General features: G+C 36.4%; 24 protein-coding genes and 2 pseudogenes. 16 read left to right on the top strand and 10 right to left on the bottom strand.

The window, feature by feature from the left end; genetic code table 11:
• Positions 1–335: 335 nt before the first annotated feature.
• The 3 genes from K3T81_RS12980 to K3T81_RS12970 are packed head-to-tail and all read left to right on the top strand — an operon-like array spanning position 336 to position 4,016.
• On the top strand, positions 336–1,829 hold the full coding sequence (locus K3T81_RS12980; protein WP_238020470.1) for a spore germination protein: 1,494 nt from the start codon (positions 336–338) through the stop codon (positions 1,827–1,829).
• Positions 1,822–2,934 carry a GerAB/ArcD/ProY family transporter gene (locus K3T81_RS12975; protein ID WP_238020469.1) on the top strand — a complete coding sequence of 371 codons (1,113 nt, stop codon included), beginning with the start codon at positions 1,822–1,824 and terminating at the stop codon, positions 2,932–2,934. Before K3T81_RS12980 ends, K3T81_RS12975 begins: the two co-directional genes overlap by 8 nt.
• Positions 2,931–4,016, top strand: a complete 1,086-nt coding sequence (locus K3T81_RS12970) for a Ger(x)C family spore germination protein (RefSeq protein ID WP_238020468.1) — start codon at positions 2,931–2,933, stop codon at positions 4,014–4,016. Before K3T81_RS12975 ends, K3T81_RS12970 begins: the two co-directional genes overlap by 4 nt.
• Before the next feature lie 197 nt (positions 4,017–4,213).
• On the opposite strand, the gene K3T81_RS12965 is transcribed toward K3T81_RS12970, so the two are convergent.
• Together K3T81_RS12965 and K3T81_RS12960 are read right to left on the bottom strand one after the other, a co-directional pair.
• Positions 4,214–4,396, bottom strand: a complete 183-nt coding sequence (locus K3T81_RS12965; RefSeq protein ID WP_238020467.1) for a hypothetical protein — start codon at positions 4,394–4,396, stop codon at positions 4,214–4,216.
• Between the two features lie 277 nt (positions 4,397–4,673).
• Positions 4,674–5,108 carry a cell wall hydrolase gene (locus tag K3T81_RS12960; protein WP_060681674.1) on the bottom strand — a complete coding sequence of 145 codons (435 nt, stop codon included), beginning with the start codon at positions 5,106–5,108 and terminating at the stop codon, positions 4,674–4,676.
• Positions 5,109–6,067: 959 nt separating this feature from the next.
• Between K3T81_RS12960 and K3T81_RS12955 the strand changes: the two genes are divergently transcribed.
• From K3T81_RS12955 to K3T81_RS19505, 4 genes are all read left to right on the top strand, one after another.
• Positions 6,068–6,340 (top strand): hypothetical protein, encoded by a 273-nt coding sequence (locus tag K3T81_RS12955; protein ID WP_238020466.1) that lies wholly within the window; start codon positions 6,068–6,070, stop codon positions 6,338–6,340.
• Positions 6,334–6,750: a DUF421 domain-containing protein gene (locus K3T81_RS12950; RefSeq protein WP_338044651.1), complete on the top strand. Its 417-nt coding sequence runs from the start codon at positions 6,334–6,336 to the stop codon at positions 6,748–6,750. The genes K3T81_RS12955 and K3T81_RS12950 overlap by 7 nt, the downstream gene beginning before the upstream one ends.
• Before the next feature lie 126 nt (positions 6,751–6,876).
• A complete protein-coding gene (locus K3T81_RS12945) occupies positions 6,877–7,083 on the top strand; it encodes a DUF1657 domain-containing protein (protein WP_158324284.1) in 207 nt (68 codons plus the stop codon).
• Positions 7,084–7,210: 127 nt separating this feature from the next.
• Positions 7,211–7,333: a hypothetical protein gene (locus K3T81_RS19505; protein WP_275949836.1), complete on the top strand. Its 123-nt coding sequence runs from the start codon at positions 7,211–7,213 to the stop codon at positions 7,331–7,333.
• 365 nt (positions 7,334–7,698) lie between these two features.
• Here the strand turns inward: K3T81_RS19505 and K3T81_RS12940 are convergent.
• From K3T81_RS12940 to K3T81_RS12925, 4 genes and pseudogenes are all read right to left on the bottom strand, one after another.
• Positions 7,699–8,629 (bottom strand): annotated as a pseudogene (locus K3T81_RS12940) (ISAzo13-like element transposase-related protein).
• A gap of 222 nt (positions 8,630–8,851) precedes the next feature.
• Positions 8,852–9,019 carry a hypothetical protein gene (locus K3T81_RS12935; RefSeq protein WP_191967603.1) on the bottom strand — a complete coding sequence of 56 codons (168 nt, stop codon included), beginning with the start codon at positions 9,017–9,019 and terminating at the stop codon, positions 8,852–8,854.
• A 111-nt stretch (positions 9,020–9,130) separates the two neighbouring features.
• Positions 9,131–9,298, bottom strand: coding sequence for a hypothetical protein (locus tag K3T81_RS12930; protein ID WP_238020465.1), 168 nt, complete (start codon positions 9,296–9,298; stop codon positions 9,131–9,133).
• Between the two features lie 443 nt (positions 9,299–9,741).
• Positions 9,742–9,984 carry a hypothetical protein gene (locus tag K3T81_RS12925; RefSeq protein WP_238020464.1) on the bottom strand — a complete coding sequence of 81 codons (243 nt, stop codon included), beginning with the start codon at positions 9,982–9,984 and terminating at the stop codon, positions 9,742–9,744.
• 309 nt (positions 9,985–10,293) lie between these two features.
• On the opposite strand from K3T81_RS12925, the gene K3T81_RS12920 reads away from it, so the two are divergent.
• The 9 genes from K3T81_RS12920 to K3T81_RS12880 all read left to right on the top strand — a co-directional run bounded on the left by K3T81_RS12920 (position 10,294) and on the right by K3T81_RS12880 (position 15,791).
• Positions 10,294–10,497 carry a DUF1657 domain-containing protein gene (locus K3T81_RS12920; protein ID WP_238020463.1) on the top strand — a complete coding sequence of 68 codons (204 nt, stop codon included), beginning with the start codon at positions 10,294–10,296 and terminating at the stop codon, positions 10,495–10,497.
• A 64-nt stretch (positions 10,498–10,561) separates the two neighbouring features.
• Positions 10,562–11,026, top strand: a complete 465-nt coding sequence (locus K3T81_RS12915; protein ID WP_238020462.1) for a hypothetical protein — start codon at positions 10,562–10,564, stop codon at positions 11,024–11,026.
• 20 nt (positions 11,027–11,046) lie between these two features.
• Positions 11,047–11,526 carry a stage V sporulation protein AC gene (gene spoVAC / locus K3T81_RS12910; protein WP_238020461.1) on the top strand — a complete coding sequence of 160 codons (480 nt, stop codon included), beginning with the start codon at positions 11,047–11,049 and terminating at the stop codon, positions 11,524–11,526.
• Positions 11,526–12,542, top strand: coding sequence for a stage V sporulation protein AD (gene spoVAD / locus K3T81_RS12905; protein WP_238020460.1), 1,017 nt, complete (start codon positions 11,526–11,528; stop codon positions 12,540–12,542). The genes spoVAC and spoVAD overlap by 1 nt, the downstream gene beginning before the upstream one ends.
• On the top strand, positions 12,539–12,889 hold the full coding sequence (gene spoVAE / locus K3T81_RS12900; RefSeq protein ID WP_238020459.1) for a stage V sporulation protein AE: 351 nt from the start codon (positions 12,539–12,541) through the stop codon (positions 12,887–12,889). The genes spoVAD and spoVAE overlap by 4 nt, the downstream gene beginning before the upstream one ends.
• A gap of 13 nt (positions 12,890–12,902) precedes the next feature.
• Complete coding sequence (locus tag K3T81_RS12895; RefSeq protein WP_238020458.1) at positions 12,903–13,103, top strand: DUF1657 domain-containing protein; 201 nt, start codon at positions 12,903–12,905, stop codon at positions 13,101–13,103.
• A gap of 26 nt (positions 13,104–13,129) precedes the next feature.
• Entirely contained in the window at positions 13,130–13,987 is an 858-nt protein-coding gene (locus K3T81_RS12890; RefSeq protein ID WP_238020457.1) for a DUF421 domain-containing protein, read from the top strand.
• Positions 13,988–14,461: 474 nt separating this feature from the next.
• Complete coding sequence (locus tag K3T81_RS12885) at positions 14,462–15,118, top strand: HAD family hydrolase (RefSeq protein WP_238020456.1); 657 nt, start codon at positions 14,462–14,464, stop codon at positions 15,116–15,118.
• A 136-nt stretch (positions 15,119–15,254) separates the two neighbouring features.
• Positions 15,255–15,791 carry a CueP family metal-binding protein gene (locus tag K3T81_RS12880; RefSeq protein ID WP_249226153.1) on the top strand — a complete coding sequence of 179 codons (537 nt, stop codon included), beginning with the start codon at positions 15,255–15,257 and terminating at the stop codon, positions 15,789–15,791.
• A 275-nt stretch (positions 15,792–16,066) separates the two neighbouring features.
• Here K3T81_RS12880 and K3T81_RS12875 read toward each other — a convergent pair whose 3' ends face one another.
• From K3T81_RS12875 to K3T81_RS12860, 4 genes and pseudogenes are all read right to left on the bottom strand, one after another.
• The gene (locus K3T81_RS12875; protein ID WP_238020455.1) at positions 16,067–16,957 is read right to left on the bottom strand and encodes a manganese catalase family protein; all 891 of its coding nucleotides are present in this window, start codon (positions 16,955–16,957) and stop codon (positions 16,067–16,069) included.
• A gap of 62 nt (positions 16,958–17,019) precedes the next feature.
• Entirely contained in the window at positions 17,020–17,232 is a 213-nt protein-coding gene (locus K3T81_RS12870; protein WP_238020454.1) for a YuzF family protein, read from the bottom strand.
• 464 nt (positions 17,233–17,696) lie between these two features.
• Positions 17,697–18,000 (bottom strand): annotated as a pseudogene (locus K3T81_RS12865) (transposase); the annotation flags it as partial.
• Positions 18,001–18,067: 67 nt separating this feature from the next.
• Complete coding sequence (locus K3T81_RS12860) at positions 18,068–18,235, bottom strand: hypothetical protein (protein ID WP_238020452.1); 168 nt, start codon at positions 18,233–18,235, stop codon at positions 18,068–18,070.
• Between the last annotated feature and the right edge of the window lie 55 nt (positions 18,236–18,290).

Raw genomic sequence — 18,290 nt, 5'->3', positions numbered from 1 at the left:
GCGGGTAGTTAATCGCGTTAGCGATTTTGTTCTTACTAGCCTATTTATTGTTTTCTTTTACTTCCTCTATATACACCAGTATGATAGGGAGAAACACAAGACAGGTCAAGCAAGCGTATAGAAAGAGCTTTGCAGCCAGTTCAACTAGAAAGAAAGTAGACAGGAAAAATAATACTAAAATAATCAAGGGGCTCAAGTATGCCACTAACATATATTCTTTTCTCCTCCATTTTTATTTATAAAACTCTAAAACTATCTTGCCCTATAAGGGTATAACTTATAATTCATGTGGCAAGAATGAAGACAGAAAACAGTCCTCTACAAGGAGATTTCATATGGGAAAATGGGAAAGAAGGGGAAGAAACCAACAACTTAATAAAGCAGGCACAATACAAACCCTTTATAAAAAATTGAAAGAATCAAAGGACTTTTTGGTCTATCATCATACAGGGCCAACCCCTTGTGTCATTTCTTATCTCAAAACTATGGCTGATCCCAAAATATTAAATGAATCTATTTTACCAGGCTTAAAAAACGCTGATTTACACTCTCTGGAGAAAATAAAAGAAGCCATTACTGTTGAAAACATTTCTATTACAGACCAAGCAGAGAAAATAAAAGAGAAAGTTTTACAAGGTTATGTCGTTATACAGATGACAGAGAATGACAATCAGGTACTTCTTATACCAGCAAGTACAAAGGTAGGTCGAAAGGTAAGCATTCCTGAAATAGAATTCAGTGTCGTCGGACCGAAAGAGGCATTTGTCGAGTCCTTGGATAAGAACATGAATTTAATACGTAAGCGTGTTCCATTACCTGAGCTTACAGTAAAAGAATTATCCATAGGTAAACTGACAAACACCCGTGTTGCAGTGGTTTATATAGACGGGATAGCTAATGAGATAAATATAAATACAGTGATGCAGCGCTTGAAAGAAATTGATTATGATCAAATGATTGATAGCTCTTATATCGCGCAAATGATTGCAGACAACTCCAATTCTCCATTTCCTCAATTATTAGATACAGAACGGCCAGACAGAATGACAGAGGCTCTCGTGGAAGGGAAAATAGCCATACTTGTGGACGGTTCTCCTCATGCACTAACATGCCCAACGACTATTGTTGAATTTTTCTCTGCTTCAGATGACTACTTTATGCCGTGGCATTTGGCTACAGTTTTTCGGTTAATCCGATTGTTCGCTGTATTGTTTTCTGTTTTAAGTACATCACTTTATGTAGCTATACTCACACATCACCATGAGATGATTCCAGAAGAATTATTAGCTACCATCATATCTTCAAGGGCTGATATTCCATTCCCACCAATACTCGAAGTGATTATTTTAGAGCTCACCATCGAGTTACTTAGAGAAGCCGGGGCACGACTGCCTACAAAAATCGGCCAAACAATTGGTATCGTCGGTGGTATCGTTATTGGAACCGCCGCCGTAGACGCAGGGCTTACGAGTAATGTATTGTTAATCATCGTAGCATTAAGCGCTTTGGCGTCATTTACTACACCGGTCTATCAAATCAGTAACACGATACGCCTGGTTCGATTCCCATTCATTATTGGGGCGCAATTATGGGGATTGATTGGTGTTTCCATGGTGATGGCACTCTTTATCGGTCATTTAATAAAGCTACAATCGATAGGTACACCATTTTTTGCACCGATTTATCCATTAAGATTCACAGATTTGAAGGATGCATTCATTCGTTTGCCATTCAATAAACAAACACAACGGCCTATACAGACACGACCATTAAAATCAGAGCGGTTACAACCGTCTGATGCCAATAAGAAGAGGGATATCGATGAATAAAAAGAGGCAATCCAAGATCGATCTTCATGTTCCTGAAAACCTATTGGTTACCCCGTTTTTTGTTTTCTTCCTGATTCATGCTATGCAACTCGGGGTAGGAATACTTAGTTTTGAAACGTATATTGCCAGAGACGCTGGTTATGATGCCTGGATCAGTCTTTTGATTGCAGGGGCAGCTATTCATCTGCTGCTTTGGATAGTTTATAACATTCTTCAGAACAGCAAAGGTGATATCGTATCTATACATGAAGAGACGTTTGGCAAATATATCGGTGGATTTTTAAGCATTATTTTCAGTTTATATGTACTGCTATTGACATTAACGGTGCTTAGAACCTTTATTGAGGTCATCCAAACATGGGTTTTTCCTCAATTAAACGTATGGTTTTTCACATTGGCTCTCCTGTTGTTGATCTATTATTTGGTAGCTGGAGGCTTCCGTTTGATCACCGGTCTATGTCTGATCAGTGTCCTGTTGGCACTGCCCCTTCTATGGCTCAAATTTTTTCCTATTCAAGCTGGAGATATCAATAATGTATTTCCAATTATCGACCATACCTTAGTCGAGCTGCTTAGTTCAGCTAAAACGAGCATTTTAGGCTTTCTGGGGTTTGAGTTATTATTGGTCTTTTATCCTTTTATCAAAAACCCCGAGCAGTCAAAGAAATGGGCGCACTATGGCGTTTTTTTTACCACTATCATCTATGTGATCAGTGCTATCATAGCTTTCATTTATTTCAGTGAAAAACAATTGGATCAAGTGAATTGGGCAACAATATCGCTTTGGAAAATTGTAGAATTTCCTTTTGTTGAACGTTTTGAGTTCATCGGTATAGCCCTTTGGCTGTTTGTAGTCATACCAAACATATGTCTCGCCTTGTGGGCGGCAAGCCGTATCCCAAAAAGAATGTTTAATATAAGGCAAACCTATATGGTGGGGATTTATTGTCTCATTCTTTATGTGGCTACAATCATGTTGGACGAGCGCCAACAAATCAAGGAACTGAATGACATTGCAAATATGATAGGATTTTATGTCTTAATGTATATTCCTGTCCTCTTTCTTTTTAAAAAGGCAAGAGATAAAGTGAGGGATACAAATTGAAAAATAATATTAGTGTAATGGTGATAATTGGCATCATGTTCCTCACTGGTTGTGCCGAAACATATAGTGTAGAAGATCGGGCTATCATACGGGTCGCAGGGTATGATTTTGTGGACGAAGATCGGTTGAAAGCTACAGTAGCTGTTCCACAATACGGAAGGGGTGAATCTAGTGGAACACCTACTGAAAAATTTCAGTCTGCTGTTGATCACTCTGTGAAAGAGGCCCATGAAAATATTCAAAGAAAGTTATCTAAACCGATATCTATTGGTAAGTTAGAGCTTTCTTTATTCAATGAAGAGCTTGCTAAGAATGGGCTGAAAAATATGATCGATTTCTTAGGGAGGGACCCTATAATCGGCCGAAATATTTTACTCAGTGTCGTAAAAGGTGAGACACAAGGACTTATTGAGGCTAAGTACAGTGAAAGTGAAACAACCTCTAAATATATAACCGGCTTGATTAAACAAAATATAAATCAAAGTAACTTTCCTGAAACAAATTTGCATAAGTTTTTATATGCTTATTATGCTGACGGCATGGATCCCTTTCTCCCGCTCATTAAAAGAACAGACAGTCAAGTTGAAATAGATGGAATCGCTTTTTTCGATGGGGCAAAGATGGTCCACAGTTTACCTTATTCGGAAGCATTCAATTTTAAAATTATGAAACAAGATTTTAATAGAGGAACAAAAGGAATCAAATACAAGGAAGAACATATAGTTTTGGAGAACATCGGTTCCAGAGTGACTTATCATGTCATAGATGGGATAGAACATCCTAAGTTCCTGCTGGATATTAAAATTAAAGGATTTATAAATGAAGTGCAAAACATCAATTTAATGCTGAATGGACCCGTAATTAAAAGTATGGAAAAGGATTTTGAGAAATCGTTACAAGCTCAATGTATCGAAATGATCGAGCGGTTCCAGGAATTAAAAATCGACCCCCTGGGTTTGGGTAATGATCTGAAGAATCGCAGGGAACATTTTGATTTGAAAAAATGGGAAGATGTTTATCCTACCGTTCCCGTAGACGTGAAAATTGACGTAGAAATAATTGAAACAGGAATTACTTCCTAAATGACGTCCTGGGAATAAATTTTTCTGGGACGCTTTTTTTGTGTACTTTACTTATTCATTTCTGGCTTTTTTTATCCTGGTTAGTATTTCTTTTTTCTAAGGGATAACCTCTCTTTATTCTCAGTATAGTGACGTTTATGATATTCTGCAGCTTTTTCTTTGTGTTCCAAGTAATAGCGACTGTTACATTGATTCAACTATTCTCTATTATCTTGAAAATACTTTTTATTTATTTCATTCCTACACCATCGGCACTTACCGTGTTTTCCTGCAAGACCTTCTTTAAAGTTATGAAAGTCACGGCAACGTTTGCTGATAATCTCTCCATTAGATGACTGAATAAATTCTGTATTTCTATAAGAACTTTCATAACCAGACATGAAACACGCACCCTCTCAGACAAATTTTAAGCGTTGTATTATAAACATTTAGTTTTGACACCGCCTAAATGACTAAAACGGGCTTATAAGCTTTATTCAGTAACCTTTCTTACAGGTCCGACCATTTCCATATTCACCTTCAAATCTAACCCAAAACTAAAATTCCTCTTCTCTCCATAGCCTCAACTTTTTTATTTCATTTCGATCTATACCGATAATCTCCTGTGGTTTAATTACAATATTTCATAAACTTGTATACTTGGATAAACATAATAACTTAATAAACACTGGCACATGTTCCAGCTGCTGGTTCATAATAACAATGATTTTTATATTGACCAGCAAAAGGCTGACCGTACCATGTTGGAGGACATGGACCGTCTGGATTGAAATACCAAAGAGAATATTTCGCCGGGTGCTGCCTCCAAAATTCCAAATTCTTTTTTGCTAATCTTTTTTCAACTGATCTCGCTCTTTGATAGAATACATTTCCTTTTTGGACAGCTTCAAAAGAATAATTTCCTCCTTGTACTTGAAAAATAACTTGGCGAATTGTTCTTACATCTCTAAAATCTAAACAATCCGCTACGCCACGATTAACAATTACATTTCCGACATACAACATTCCTTGTTTCCCTTCTCCTACGGCTTCCGCTCTCATCATTCTTGCCATTAAGGCAACGTCGGTACTTGTGTATTTTATTCTCGTCATTTTTTCACCTCCGAAATATTGTATGAAAAAACCCCTCTTATTATCCGGAAGATTTGATATCAAGATATAGGCCTTAATTAATGACAATAAATACTGAACTGAGTCCTGGAGTCATCATTAAAAACGCCCGACACATCTTCGAGCCGGAATAATTCTTTTTCGTCTGTAATCGCGGAGTCAACGATCGTTTCGTTAGAATTGATTAATTCCACTACCACTCCGATAATAGGAAAAGTGGTTTCAGTATCCATAATCTGGCCAATCACCCTTCTGATTACAGCCACTATATAGAACTGGTTATTTTTATTTCATTAACATATTTACCGTTAATAATATTTGCTGAGAGTGCCGGTATATTGTTGGAAACAAGGTTTGCAATTTTTCAGAGTTTATATAGTTCGTCATTGCATCTGGTCTTTTAATTATTTCTGGATTCAATAATTTTATCGCATATTTACCTTTTGTTGTTTTTATTAGATACATTTTGTGTAAGAGTCCCCCTGTAATTGGTTCAGGAGGACCGACTGTTTCTCCAAGTCAGCATTAAAATATAGCCGTTTAAATTGAAGGTCGCTTTGACTATAACTTATCTTTTAATCCACCTTCTGACTGTCTAAAAATTATTTCTATTGTAATACCTATAGGAGCAGGGACTCCCCGTTATTGTAGAAAAGCCCCCGTTTTTATAAGACTTGAATTCAAGATAATTTATAGGACAGTATGCTTTTTTGGGGTACTACCAACAAAAAGCTAAAAACATACGTTAAAAGTTTGTTCAGAAAATTAGGAGTTGCTGAACACCCGTATAGATAGAGGATTTGTTGGAGATTACTCCTTTTTAAAATGTTCAATAACTATCACAATACTAAGTTTCTGAAAGTATTTTAATTTCTTAAAGTATGAAAAACATAAATTTCCTTGTTAAATTTTGCTTAGCGTATGTTTTACGCGAAATGTTGGTGAGACCCCATATAGGAAAAGCTATTTTATTATATATTATAACCATTATCATTATCCGAGTTATGGGAAAATCAGCCTTTGCTCAATTAACGGCTCACGATTTAGCGGGGATGTTTTTTGTTGTTACACTTGCTGTCAGCTCGCTGGTCGCAAAGAATATTACCCATACAATTACAACAATCATTGTTATTGGTCTGGTTCATATTACCTTTTCCAAACTTACACTTGTCAACCGGTTAAATAAGCTTTTCATTGGAAACCAACAATTGTAATCAAACATGGAAAACTTATTAGAGACAACTTAAAGCGATCTCATATCACATTAGCTGGATTGTTATCATATATCCGGGAAAAAGGATACTCGGATGTAACGCATATTGACTATGCCATTATAGAACCAAGCGGCGAGATTAGTGTACTTCCGAAACAGGAAGCCGCCCCTGTTACCCCTAAGCAATTAAAAATAGATACAGCAGACCAAGGACTTCCAATAACAGTTATTCTCGAGGGAAAAATTCAGCATGACAATTTGAAAATTATTAACAAAGACGAAAAGTGGTTAAAAAAAGAGCTGACACAAGCCGGATATTCCGATCAAAGCAATATTTTTTATGTAGCCATTCGTGAGCATGACTATTTATTAACAACCGATACGGGAGAAGGAGGCTTCAAAAACAGCTGAAAAACGGCTTTTTTTCTTTATCTGAAATCCCAAAGCCTGCAATATGTAAAATATTAGAATACATAAAAAGAATACTTTATCTTCAACCTATACTTGTAATTCAATCTCATCAAGGAGGATTTCAATATGACAGTAGGAAGTCAAGTAAAACAAACATTAGCTGGCTTAAAAAGCGCCCAAGCAAGCTTAGAAACCTTCGCACTTGGAACCGAGAATAAAGAAGCAAAACAACTTTATCAAAACGCTGCTCAACAGACACAAATGATTGTCGACAGTCTTACACCTCGGCTCCATGATATAGAGCAGGAAGAACCTCAGTATAAACAACAATAAAATATATATGGGGAAGGAGAATAGCCCCTTCCCCGCCTATTTCCCTAGTTTATGATTGCTTTTCCTGATGTGCTCATTCAAAATTAATAATTTATATAAAGAGCTTAAGTTAAGTTAGGTGAATAAGATGAAATTAAGGAAATTACTAGTTAGTACGCTTGTAGTAACTCTATCTACTGGTTTACTGTTTGGTTGTGGCACCACAGGTGATGAACAAGAGCCAGATCCATCCGAAGAACCTTCCGAATAGCAGAATCATGGAGAAAATGAGATGGGGGAAGGACAAAACAGAAATAATTAAAAAAATAAAGTCATGATGTAGGTTTAAAATAAAGTTTGATCATAAATTCCTCGCAAACGCACATTTTTATGTGTGAATGGAAAAATTGCTATGGAGTATTGCATTACCTGGTTTTGCCCAATTATTAAATGGAAAATAGCAAATGATTTAGGCACATTAAAAATAATAATAAGTCAATTTATATAAAATAGGGACTTTAATGAAAATTGAATACGTAATTTACTGCTCGTTCCCCCAAAAAGGATACAGATAACAGTAAAAATGATTGTTTTTGCCAAAAAGGGTATAGCTCCCCCTTCCCCCCACGCACATTTTTATACTTTTATTCCCATTTCCAATGCTCCTGTACAGTTTTGAGGATTTATCTCCACAAACCACTTTCCGGTGCCTTTTGCCCGATCTATCATTTTCTCGTCCTCTTCCATAACCTTCTTTTCTACTTTTTTACCTGTTTCATAGATTTCTTCCACCAGTGTCACGCAGTGATTGTTTCCCTTCCAGGTCATGCCTTGGGCAAATCCCAAAACAGCTTCCTGCGAATCAAGAATGTCACCGTTCCAATGCTGCTCCAACACTCCCCAAGCTCGTTCTACCGGATTGTATTTGCTATGATAAGGTGGATAATAAGCCAGTATGACTTACAGCGTACCTCGCCGCAAATTCGATGATCCTTTTCATGAATTGCGTTCTGCGACTACTATTTTCAGGCCCGTTTGTCCGCATTATCAGTGTATCTATATCGTTTTGAAAGTTTTGCTTGAGCCAATATTGCTCGATGGCATCAATCATAAAATCGGCTGTCACCTTTGTTTCTGTAAATACCAGCTCAAGATGATCAATGTCCTAAATGCCAAATGGGGTCAAAAACTCAGTACCGAAATCATGATCAGCTGCTTGAGTATTAACCCTACTTTTGCCGCCTCGGGAAAAGGGGCCAATTTTCACCCTGTCCTTGGTATGAATAGACAGTCGCACAACATTGCTTTTATCGTGGTATTCAGTATGCACCTTTTTGAGATTTTCAAAGATGTCATCCGTTTCTTCTATCTTCTTTAGTGGTTGCGTTTTATTTACCTTTTTGAGTTGATAACCAAGCTGATTAACTTTGGTGTTTACAATGGATTGACCACCATTTCCAAGATCTTCCGCTGTCTTGGCTAGTGCAATGCGTTTATCTGAGCCTGTTAACTTGTGGACGCTCTCGATTAAAATATCTTTGTATTTACTAAAGAAGTTCTGTATCATAGTATCGGTATCCTTTGTTATGTTTTTTTGTTTTTGTCGTTACTAACAATTAAAACATATTTCAAAGGATACTTTTGTATTTTTTACCAAAATTGACTAGTTATTTATTTGAATGTGCCTAATATCATTATAAGATACCAATAGATTTAGGATTCTTTTCTTAAAGTTCAGAAGTGAAGAATAAACTCACGTTCAGCCTTCACTTTAGTAGTTGATTTTCGATTATCTGTCACTTGGGTCATATTCATCGTACGTAACCCTTGTAACAGTAGTAGATTCACCTTTTTCAATTTCAAACTTGGTTGCCCTTTCTCCATAAGAATCTTCAGGATCCATTCCTGGAGCAACAACCGTATTGTCTGTTCGTATCTTTCTTTTCTTTTTATCCATATAGTACCTCCAGTCCTGTTATTTATAATGTCTGTAGTTTAACTTGATTTTACTATAATAATGCGAGTAGTCTTTATTATATTTTTAGTAACTTTATTTTTTAGTAATTTTTTATCTGGACCAAAGGTTTAATGGTACGTATACTTCATCACCGTGTATTTGCCTATGTATAATAGGTCTGGAAAAGCCTTTATCCATTTTTTCAATCTCAGCTATTGGTCGTTTAATTCTTACATCCACCCCTAAAATGCTTTCAACGGGGTTTTTTAAACTAATCATACAATCTTCCTCTCTCTCAGATATGCTTACATTATGTTCTAACTCATAGATTACTATGTGTTTTTTTATGCTCCTTTTTTTTCCAAATATGGCTAAATTACTGAAGCTCGGAAACAGCAGTAAGCTATTATAAATGTAAGTCGCTATTTTCGACTGTTGACTTTATAGTTTCATTGCGAAACATATACGATTGTATGATTCCGTTGAAATCAAGGGGTTAATTGGCATTACAACCATAAAGGCTGTAATAAATTGGGTTTTGAAGTGTTCCACATCCATCCATAATTGGTATTACAGGTTATTTAAACAAGTAGCTCTTATGCCCATTTACCTTCTATCCTTAATTAAACCATCAAATAAAAAATCCCTTCTCATGGTGAGGAGGGATTTGACTAGGAAATCAACCAATTAAAAAGCAGATGGAGGTTGAAGTGTAATTTTCCCTAAAATATTCTGATTCCCCTTTGTTGCTGTATATCATTCGTTTCATCCTGCAAATTGTTTGTCATATTCTGTAATGGCTTCGTCATTTGCTGAACTGTTGGATTATTCATTGCATTAGAAATGCTTTGAGGTAGACGCTGGAATGTTCCGTTTTGTACTCCCCTTGTAATTCCATAAATAGCAGCACCAGCTGCACTCATGGTGATTAAAGAAGTCATAATACCTCGACCGTTATTATTCATAATAAATTATCACTCCTTTCAATTTGTTGTAAGAATTATTAGCCCCTAAAGAATTTTTTAGAAGTATTGATAGTTTTTATTAATCCACTAAAAATATACTGGTAACTATTTTTCGGTTTTTCCCACAGTTAGTTAGGATAATTGGATATATAAATAAATAATAAGATAAAATTATGAGTAATTATTTCATATACGTTGGACAAAAGGTTAGGCATTCCACAATTTGGAAAGAATTGGTAATAAATAAAAGGTATATTTAAATCCAATATTAAATACTAACTTAGTGCACAATCTAAGAGGAGGGATTTTATGACTGTAGCAACTCAGGTTCAACAAACAATCGCAGGACTAAAGGGTGCCCAAGCTAGTTTTGAACAATTTGCACTTGAAACAGAAAACAAACAAGCTAAACAAATGTACCAAAATGCAGCCCAACAAACCATGTCCATATTACAGACTGTCGAGCCTAGAATGCAACAAATAGAACAAGAAGAACCACAATATAAGCAGTAGTTGACAAGAGGTTGGTTTTTCCAACCTCTTACATACCTTTAAAAAATAGAAATGAGTGAGAACTATGTACGGGTATAAACTTATTATGACATTTTCCGTATTTCTTTTCTTAATAGGTTGCGCTAATGATTTAACAGGGGAACCATCAAGAAATCAGGAAAATTCCATTGAATTGACAAAGATTTCTTCAAATAACTCAATTGATCAATCCGCTTCTAATCAAGCTAAAGAAATTTTAAGTAATCATGAAGAAATAACAGCTATTAATGCTGTCAATACACTAGAAACACTTGTAATTGCGATTGATATTGAGCATAGTAAACGATTTAGATTGGCAGATATTAGAAAAGAACTTACAAAAGAAATGAAGGAGCAATTTAAAGATATAAAAGTTGAATTTTCAACGGATAAGAAAATATTACTGGAGCTTGAGAAACTGGAAGAAAAAATACAGTCCGGTTCCATCAAAAAGAAAAAATTAGAAAAGGAAATTAAACGAATTACCAAATTAGTTAAAGAAAAAACTTAACGAAATGAGTGAGAATTTAAATGGCGGATAAGAAAAAGAAAAACCTACCACCTGATGCACAAGAATATCAAGCATTTCAATCACAAAGAGAAGTAAAAAGTCCGATTCTAAAAAACTGCCTCAAAGCTTTTTTAATAGGTGGACTTATCTGCCTAATCGGTCAAATTGTTACCACTATTTATATCTATAATTTTAATTTTACGGAGCAAACTGCTGGAAATCCTACCGTAGCAACATTAATTTTTATAACTATGCTGTTAACCGGATTTGGTGTTTATGACCGAATTGGACAATTTGCAGGGGCTGGTTCTGCTGTTCCTGTTACAGGTTTCGGAAATGCTGTCATTTCAGCTGCAATCGAGCATCGAACGGAAGGTTTCATTCTAGGTGTTGGTACGAATATGCTCACGTTAGCTGGACCTGTAATTGTTTATGGGGTATTCTCTTCATTTATCGTTGCATTTATAAAAACAATCTTAATTCAATGGGGTGGCTTATAATGCTAGTTGGACACCAAACATGGGCTTTCGAAAACACACCAGTCATATTGACGACCGGTACAGTTGGTGGTCCTTTTGAAGCACAGGGTAAAATATCAAATGATTTTGATATTTTACATGATGATATGTGGTTAAAACAAGCTTCTTTTGAAAAAGCACAACAAATGATGATGGAAGAAGCCTGTCAACTCGCGATCAAAAAAAGCAGCATAGAAAAAGAACAAGTACAATTTTTTATAAGTGGGGATTTAATCAATCAAATCACACCAACAAGCTTTGCGGCAAAAACAATGGGTCTTCCCTACCTTGGTTTATTCAGCGCTTGTTCAACTTCCATGGAAAGCTTAGCATTATCTGCTTCGATTATAAATGGGGACGGTGCAAATTATATATTAAGTGGTACATCTAGCCATAATGCCGCCGCAGAAAAACAATTTCGTTATCCAACAGAATATGGTGGTCAAAAACCTCCTACTGCCCAATGGACGGTTACCGGTGCTGGATGTGCTTTAATTGCAAAAGAAGGCAACGGACCAATCGTCACTTCCGCTACAATTGGTAAGATTGTAGACATGGGGCTAACTGATCCTTTTAATATGGGGGGTGCGATGGCTGCTGCAGCAGTAGACACCATTGAAACCCACCTTAAAGAAAGAGATTTAGAACCTTCCTATTATGATCTTATCATAACTGGAGATTTAGGACATATAGGTAGGGAAGTTTCATTGGATTTATTTAAAAAACATAATGTGAAGATTACGGAAGATAACTATGTTGATTGCGGATTAACTATCTACAGAGGAGGACAACCAGTTCTAGCCGGAGCAAGCGGGCCTGCTTGTTCTGCAATCGTCACCTATGGTCATTTTTTGAACTTAATAAAACAAGGGAAGCTTAATCGCATCCTTGTAGTTGCAACAGGTTCCCTACATTCGCCAATGAGTGTACAACAAAAAGATCCTATTCCATGTATTGCACATGCAGTCTCCATAGAATCGGGAAGTGATCAACCATGATATTCTTCTGGGCATTTATTATCGGTGGACTTATTTGTGTTATCGGACAAATTATGTTTGATGTCTTCAAACTTACTCCTGCACACACACTTTCTATATTGGTTATATCGGGAGCAATCTTGGATGGATTTGGTTTATATGAACCATTAATTGATTTTGCAGGAGCTGGTGCTACGGTTCCAATAACAAGCTTTGGTAATTCCTTGGTCCACGGGGCAATGGCTGAGGCTAAAAAGCATGGACTCATTGGTGTTGTAACAGGTATGTTTGAAGTTACCAGTTCAGGAATTTCTGCAGCTATTATTTTTGGGGTAATTGGCGCACTCATTTTTAAACCCAAAGGATAAGGAGATAAATTATATGACAGTAGGAGCACAAGTAAAAGGATGCTTTTCCTCTATTAAAAATATAGAAGCAAGTCTTCAAACACTAGCAAATAAAACAACTGCTAAGGAATCAAGAGAAGCAATTGAACAGGTACAACAACTTATTTCAGAAGTTAAAGATGATTTACAAAACCAGGTTATACAACTTTCAATAGAAGAACCACAGTACAAATAAAGTACTCATGGAAGGAACTGATACGAATGCCGGAATGGGTTAATATTATTATAAGATCATTAGCGTTAATAGCTATTTTGTTTTTCATGATTAAGTGGCTTGGAACAAAACAATTATCACAATTAAATATTTTTGATGCTATTTCTGGTGTCGTATTAGGTGGGATTGTAACAATTCATACGGTAGATCCAACGAGTAACTTTGCCTATGCATTAATTGCCATGTTTATTTGGTTTATCGTACCTTATGGAGTCGAATTTATTTCATTAAAAAGTAAATCCTTTCGAAATTTCGCACAGGGGAAGAGTACGGTTTTTATTCAGGATGGGAAAATCATGGAGGATAATTTAAAAAAGAAAGGTTATTCCACGGATGATTTGCTTGAAAAACTTCGAGATAATAATGTTTTTCTAGCATCGGATGTGGAATTTGCAGTATTGGAACCATCCGGAACTTTAAGTATACTACCAAAGAGAGAAAATCTTCCACTAACTGCAAAGGATCTAGGATTTAAATTAGCACCAAAAAAAGAACCCCAAACCATCATTATGGATGGAAAAGTACTACTGGAGCCTTTGGCAAATCTATCTCTAAACACAAATTGGCTTGAAACAGAACTTACTAAACTGAATGTTAGTATTGAAAATGTCTTTTTAGGTCAAGCAGATAATGATGGTCAGTTAACCGTCGATTTATATGATGACAAAATTGCTGTCCCAGAACCAACAGAAAAACCACTACTCTTCGCTACCATGAAAAAATGTCAGGCCGATCTAGAATTATTTGCTTTAGCAACAGAAAATGAGGAGTCAAAGGCACTATATGAACGAAATAGTAAAAAGGTACAAAAAGCAATTGATACAATTTTTCCTTATTTGAACTAATTTACTATTTCCACAACCTATTTTCATAAGATTTCACAATTAATAGTCGGGTTTTCTTATTTTAATTTTAAGACTTAGTTTATACTCAGGAAAAAATACTTATAGGAGCATAATTTCTTGCAACAACGACAGCATGGTATGGAGATTTAAAAGGTGATGGGGAAATTCTGGGCAGAATCCATTGGGTGGGTGTCGTTCCTGAATATCAAGGGAAGAAGCTCTCGAAGCCTTTACTTAGTGAAGCTTTGAAGGTTTTAGCACAGCATCATGAAAGAGCTTATCTTACATCGTAAAACAACGAGTTATCAGGCTGTTAATATGTATTTGAACTTCGGATTTGAGCCTTTTATTACAGAAGCTAGCTGTCATGAGGCTTGGGATTTGATGGAAAGCGTATTAGAACGGCGGATCGTAACTAAATAAACGGTTTTACTAAGGACAATGGTTTAAAAGATAACCTAACGGAGGCGGAATATGATTAAAGCAGTGATCTTTGATTTCGATGGATTAATATTAGATACAGAGACAGTTTGGTATCATTCATATAAAGAAGTTTTAAATGAGCAATTTCAATTTGATTTAACACTTGAAGTCTTTGCGAAATGTGTCGGTTCAAATGACACAGCGTTATTTACATATTTAGAAAAAGAGATTGGTGATCAACTGGATGCGAATAAGGTTCGTGAATATGCAGGAACATTACATGCACAATTGGTTAAGGAAGCAAAAGCACGAGAAGGTGTGGGATCCTATCTTGCGGATGCGCGTGAGGCAGGACTGACAATTGCTTTAGCAACAAGCTCTACTAAGAAGTGGGTGACTACCCAATTGGCCAATTTAAATTTGATTTCCTATTTTGATTATCTCATTACACAGGATATGGTGGAACATGTGAAGCCAGCGCCGGATCTGTTTCTGAAAACGTTAGAAATACTTGAGGTTAAACCGGATGAGGCAATCGTTTTTGAAGACTCCTTAAACGGTTTAATTGCTGCATTGGAAGCGGAACTACCTACTGTTATTATTCCAAACCCAGTTACAGAATCGCTACCATTCGAAAATTTCCATTTAAAGTTAAACTCAATGGCGGATATGAGCTTACAGGAGATTATAGAGTCCTTAAACAAATAAATGCATTAATCGATAACAAACTTCCTTTGAAGTATGTGAAGGAATAGTGAGCGCTTTACATGGTAATTTATGTTAAAGTTTGAGTTGTTGAACGAGATAAGAGGATCTGATAAAGAAGGAGAGGTCTGTAGTTAAGATGAGTAGAAAAATTTTTGTGGTGATTGGGTTTGCATTGGTTGTATTAGTAGGATATTTGTTTGCAGTAAACGATAGTAACATGACACCAAAAGATGATGGATCAAAAGATATTAAGGACTTGGTGCATGATTACAGCATTGGTAAAGCCGAAGATCAATCTGCTTCCATTACATCACAGGAACTGATTGTGACAGATCGAGATGGAAGTCAGCAAACGTATGATTTACCGGAAGATGAGTTTTTTGTTTCCATCGCTCCTTATATGGAGGAAACCCATCCATGTGCTATTCATAGCTTAACTGGCTGCCAAGGAGAAATGGTAAATGAAGAATTTGATGTATACATTGAAGATCTAGAAGGTAACGTGATAGTAGATGAAAAAATAAAGTCCGAGTCTAATGGATTTATTGACTTATGGCTTCCTCGAGATAAAACGTATCGTATTACAATTGCAAATGATGGGAAAGAAGTGAAGTCAGAGATTTCTTCATTTGAAAATGATAATACGTGTATTACAACGTTACAGTTGGTTTGAAGTATTTGAGATTTTTCTTTTAAATGGAGCAAATTTCGTATACAAACCATTTGTTGCCCCTGATTTTACATTGGAAGAGAATGATGAGTCAGGGGTATTTCCACCTTGATGGCGGGGTTCCCGATGCTAGCATTTTGCGAAGTGCCGTAACCTCAATATTAGTTGCCGACTTGTGAAAATTGCTGTGCTATTTTACCTTATATAAGGTTATGCATGCTTCGTTAGTAGAAAAAGAGTCATTGGAATCTAATCCTAAAGACTCTTTTTTTTGAGGATCACATATTAGTTTTTAAGCGTTTTAAAATTCGATGGTAGTCATCACGATCAATCCCTGGTGCAAATTGTTCTGGAAGTTCTGGTAAATCAGGTACAGCCGCACCTTTAGGCATCCCATCAATTACGTGCAGTGGCTCACCCGTTTCTGGGTTTTCCCCTTTCCATATTTGGTTGATGTCCCGATATTCTGGTTCTCCCCATGTATACAACACATTAAATAATCCTCGATCCATGAACTTCCTTGCGTAGTCAAATTGATTATTATCCAAACTTGGAACAGGTAGCATCTTACCTACTTCTACCCCTGTTGCTACTTCGATTGCTTTCGCATATGCAATGACGTGCGTCCCTCCGCGAACGAGTAGGTAACCAATCATTTCTAAGGCGGTTGGATGGGTTGTCATTTCGTAAACACGCATTTTATGATTTCTAGCACCGATTTCTAATAAATAATTGGCGAGAAGATCTTCAACGAGTGTACCACTGTTATTTACATAAGATCCATTCCACGGTCTACCCATCCCATCTCCTGGATAAGCTGTTTGAGCAGTGGTGGTAAAATGCGTTGAATAACGTGCATCCTTTCCATTTTGCAGTGGGGCGGTGTCAGGGTCGCCAGGTATAGTATTGCCAATAGAAAGTAGATTAATAGCATTAGCTACTAGTTCAACATGACCAAATTCCTCCGCTGTAATACTTGCGATTAAATCATAAAAGGGCTTTAGCTTTTTTTTACCACGGAAATTAAAGGATTGGAACATGTAATTGTTTAAGGTGGACATTTCACCGAATTTGCCTCCCATTAATTCCTGAACAGCTGCTGCAGCATTCATATCGCCATGTTCTGGAATGGGTAGTTCAATGGCGATTTTATTCACACGTTTCATCATGATTTTTACGCCTCCATCCGTAAATAATAACCATTATCATCATATGATGGAGAATGCTTGGCTTATTCACCCTTTAACTGCTGAAACCAAATTATTTGAGCTGTACGAACATAAAATGGTGATCCTCCCATGTGGATGACAATATGATCTGGCATTACCTTTCTTAATACACCTCGTACAGAGCCGTGTGTCGTTTGAACGGCAAGTGACTTATTCTGAAATTCTGTTAAAGCTTGATAAACATACGGATCACTAAGGTTCCATTTTTCATTCATTGTTAACACTCCTTTTTCTCGAAGCCCATAGCATTATATGCAGAGAAGTGAAAATGTGTATGTGTCTAGTTGCAAATTTGGTTTTCTTTTATAAAAAATGTTCCCTTAATTCGAAGTGTAATCGGAAGCAGGGGCTGGGATATAAGTGCTAAATGTCAAAACACAAACTCAGCAGAATATATTTTCGAAGCGGGTTATTTTCGACAAACATGTTCGGATTTTATGTGATAAAAACACTTTTGTTCCAGCCTCATAAAAAAGAAGAACTCCATCTTCTTGAAAAATGAGAGTTCTTCTAAGTACAGCGACTGAATTTCAAAATTATTAACCGTGGGCACCCAAGGGTTACATGAAAAAAAGCACCTCCTAGTATGATAGTTGACGAACATCCAAAAAAGAATGGAAGAATACTCCTTATGGGATTATACGACAACTATGAAAAGGATCCTTCCATTATTAAGAAGCTCTATAAAGTCGTAAACTACTTCTGTTTTTGGCGAAGATGCCCTTTGCCTTTTTTAAGATTGCAACTTCTTCCTCCAGGGCATGAATTCGCTTATCCTTTTCATATTCTTCCTTGTCCTTCGGGGACCGGTTTCCACTACCTACAAAATCCCCCTCCAGTTCTTCCTTATATTTAACTACCCATTTCTGGACAGTTTGTGGAACCAGATCCAGCTCCCGAGCTACCTCCGCAATTTTTTTCCCATCTTCCACAACCATTTTGACTGCATATAACTTCAATTCCTTATCATAATGTTGTACCATTTTGGACACTCCCAGAAATTATTATTATCAGTATAAAAATCTCCACTCTCTGTGTCCAATTATTAGACTAACACCAAGCTTTTGCTTTACTACACGCCGTAATAATCCCAAGAATAATAGCAATAGCCCCTAATATAAGTGGAAATGCAAAAAAGGAGATAACCCCCGCCACAATACCAATCCACCCCATCCATAAGGCAGAGGTATCATTTTTTCTTTCGACTGCTTCAGCCATCTTTTTCACCACCTTATCTTTAGTATTACCAATTAATTCTTAAAACATTAAAATA

The sequence above is a fragment of the Oceanobacillus jordanicus genome (genome assembly GCF_022095695.1).
Taxonomy (GTDB): Bacteria; Bacillota; Bacilli; order Bacillales; family Amphibacillaceae; genus Oceanobacillus_B; species Oceanobacillus_B jordanicus.
Note: the sequence above shows the minus strand (reverse complement) of the source record. Positions and strands in the feature narration are given on the sequence as shown.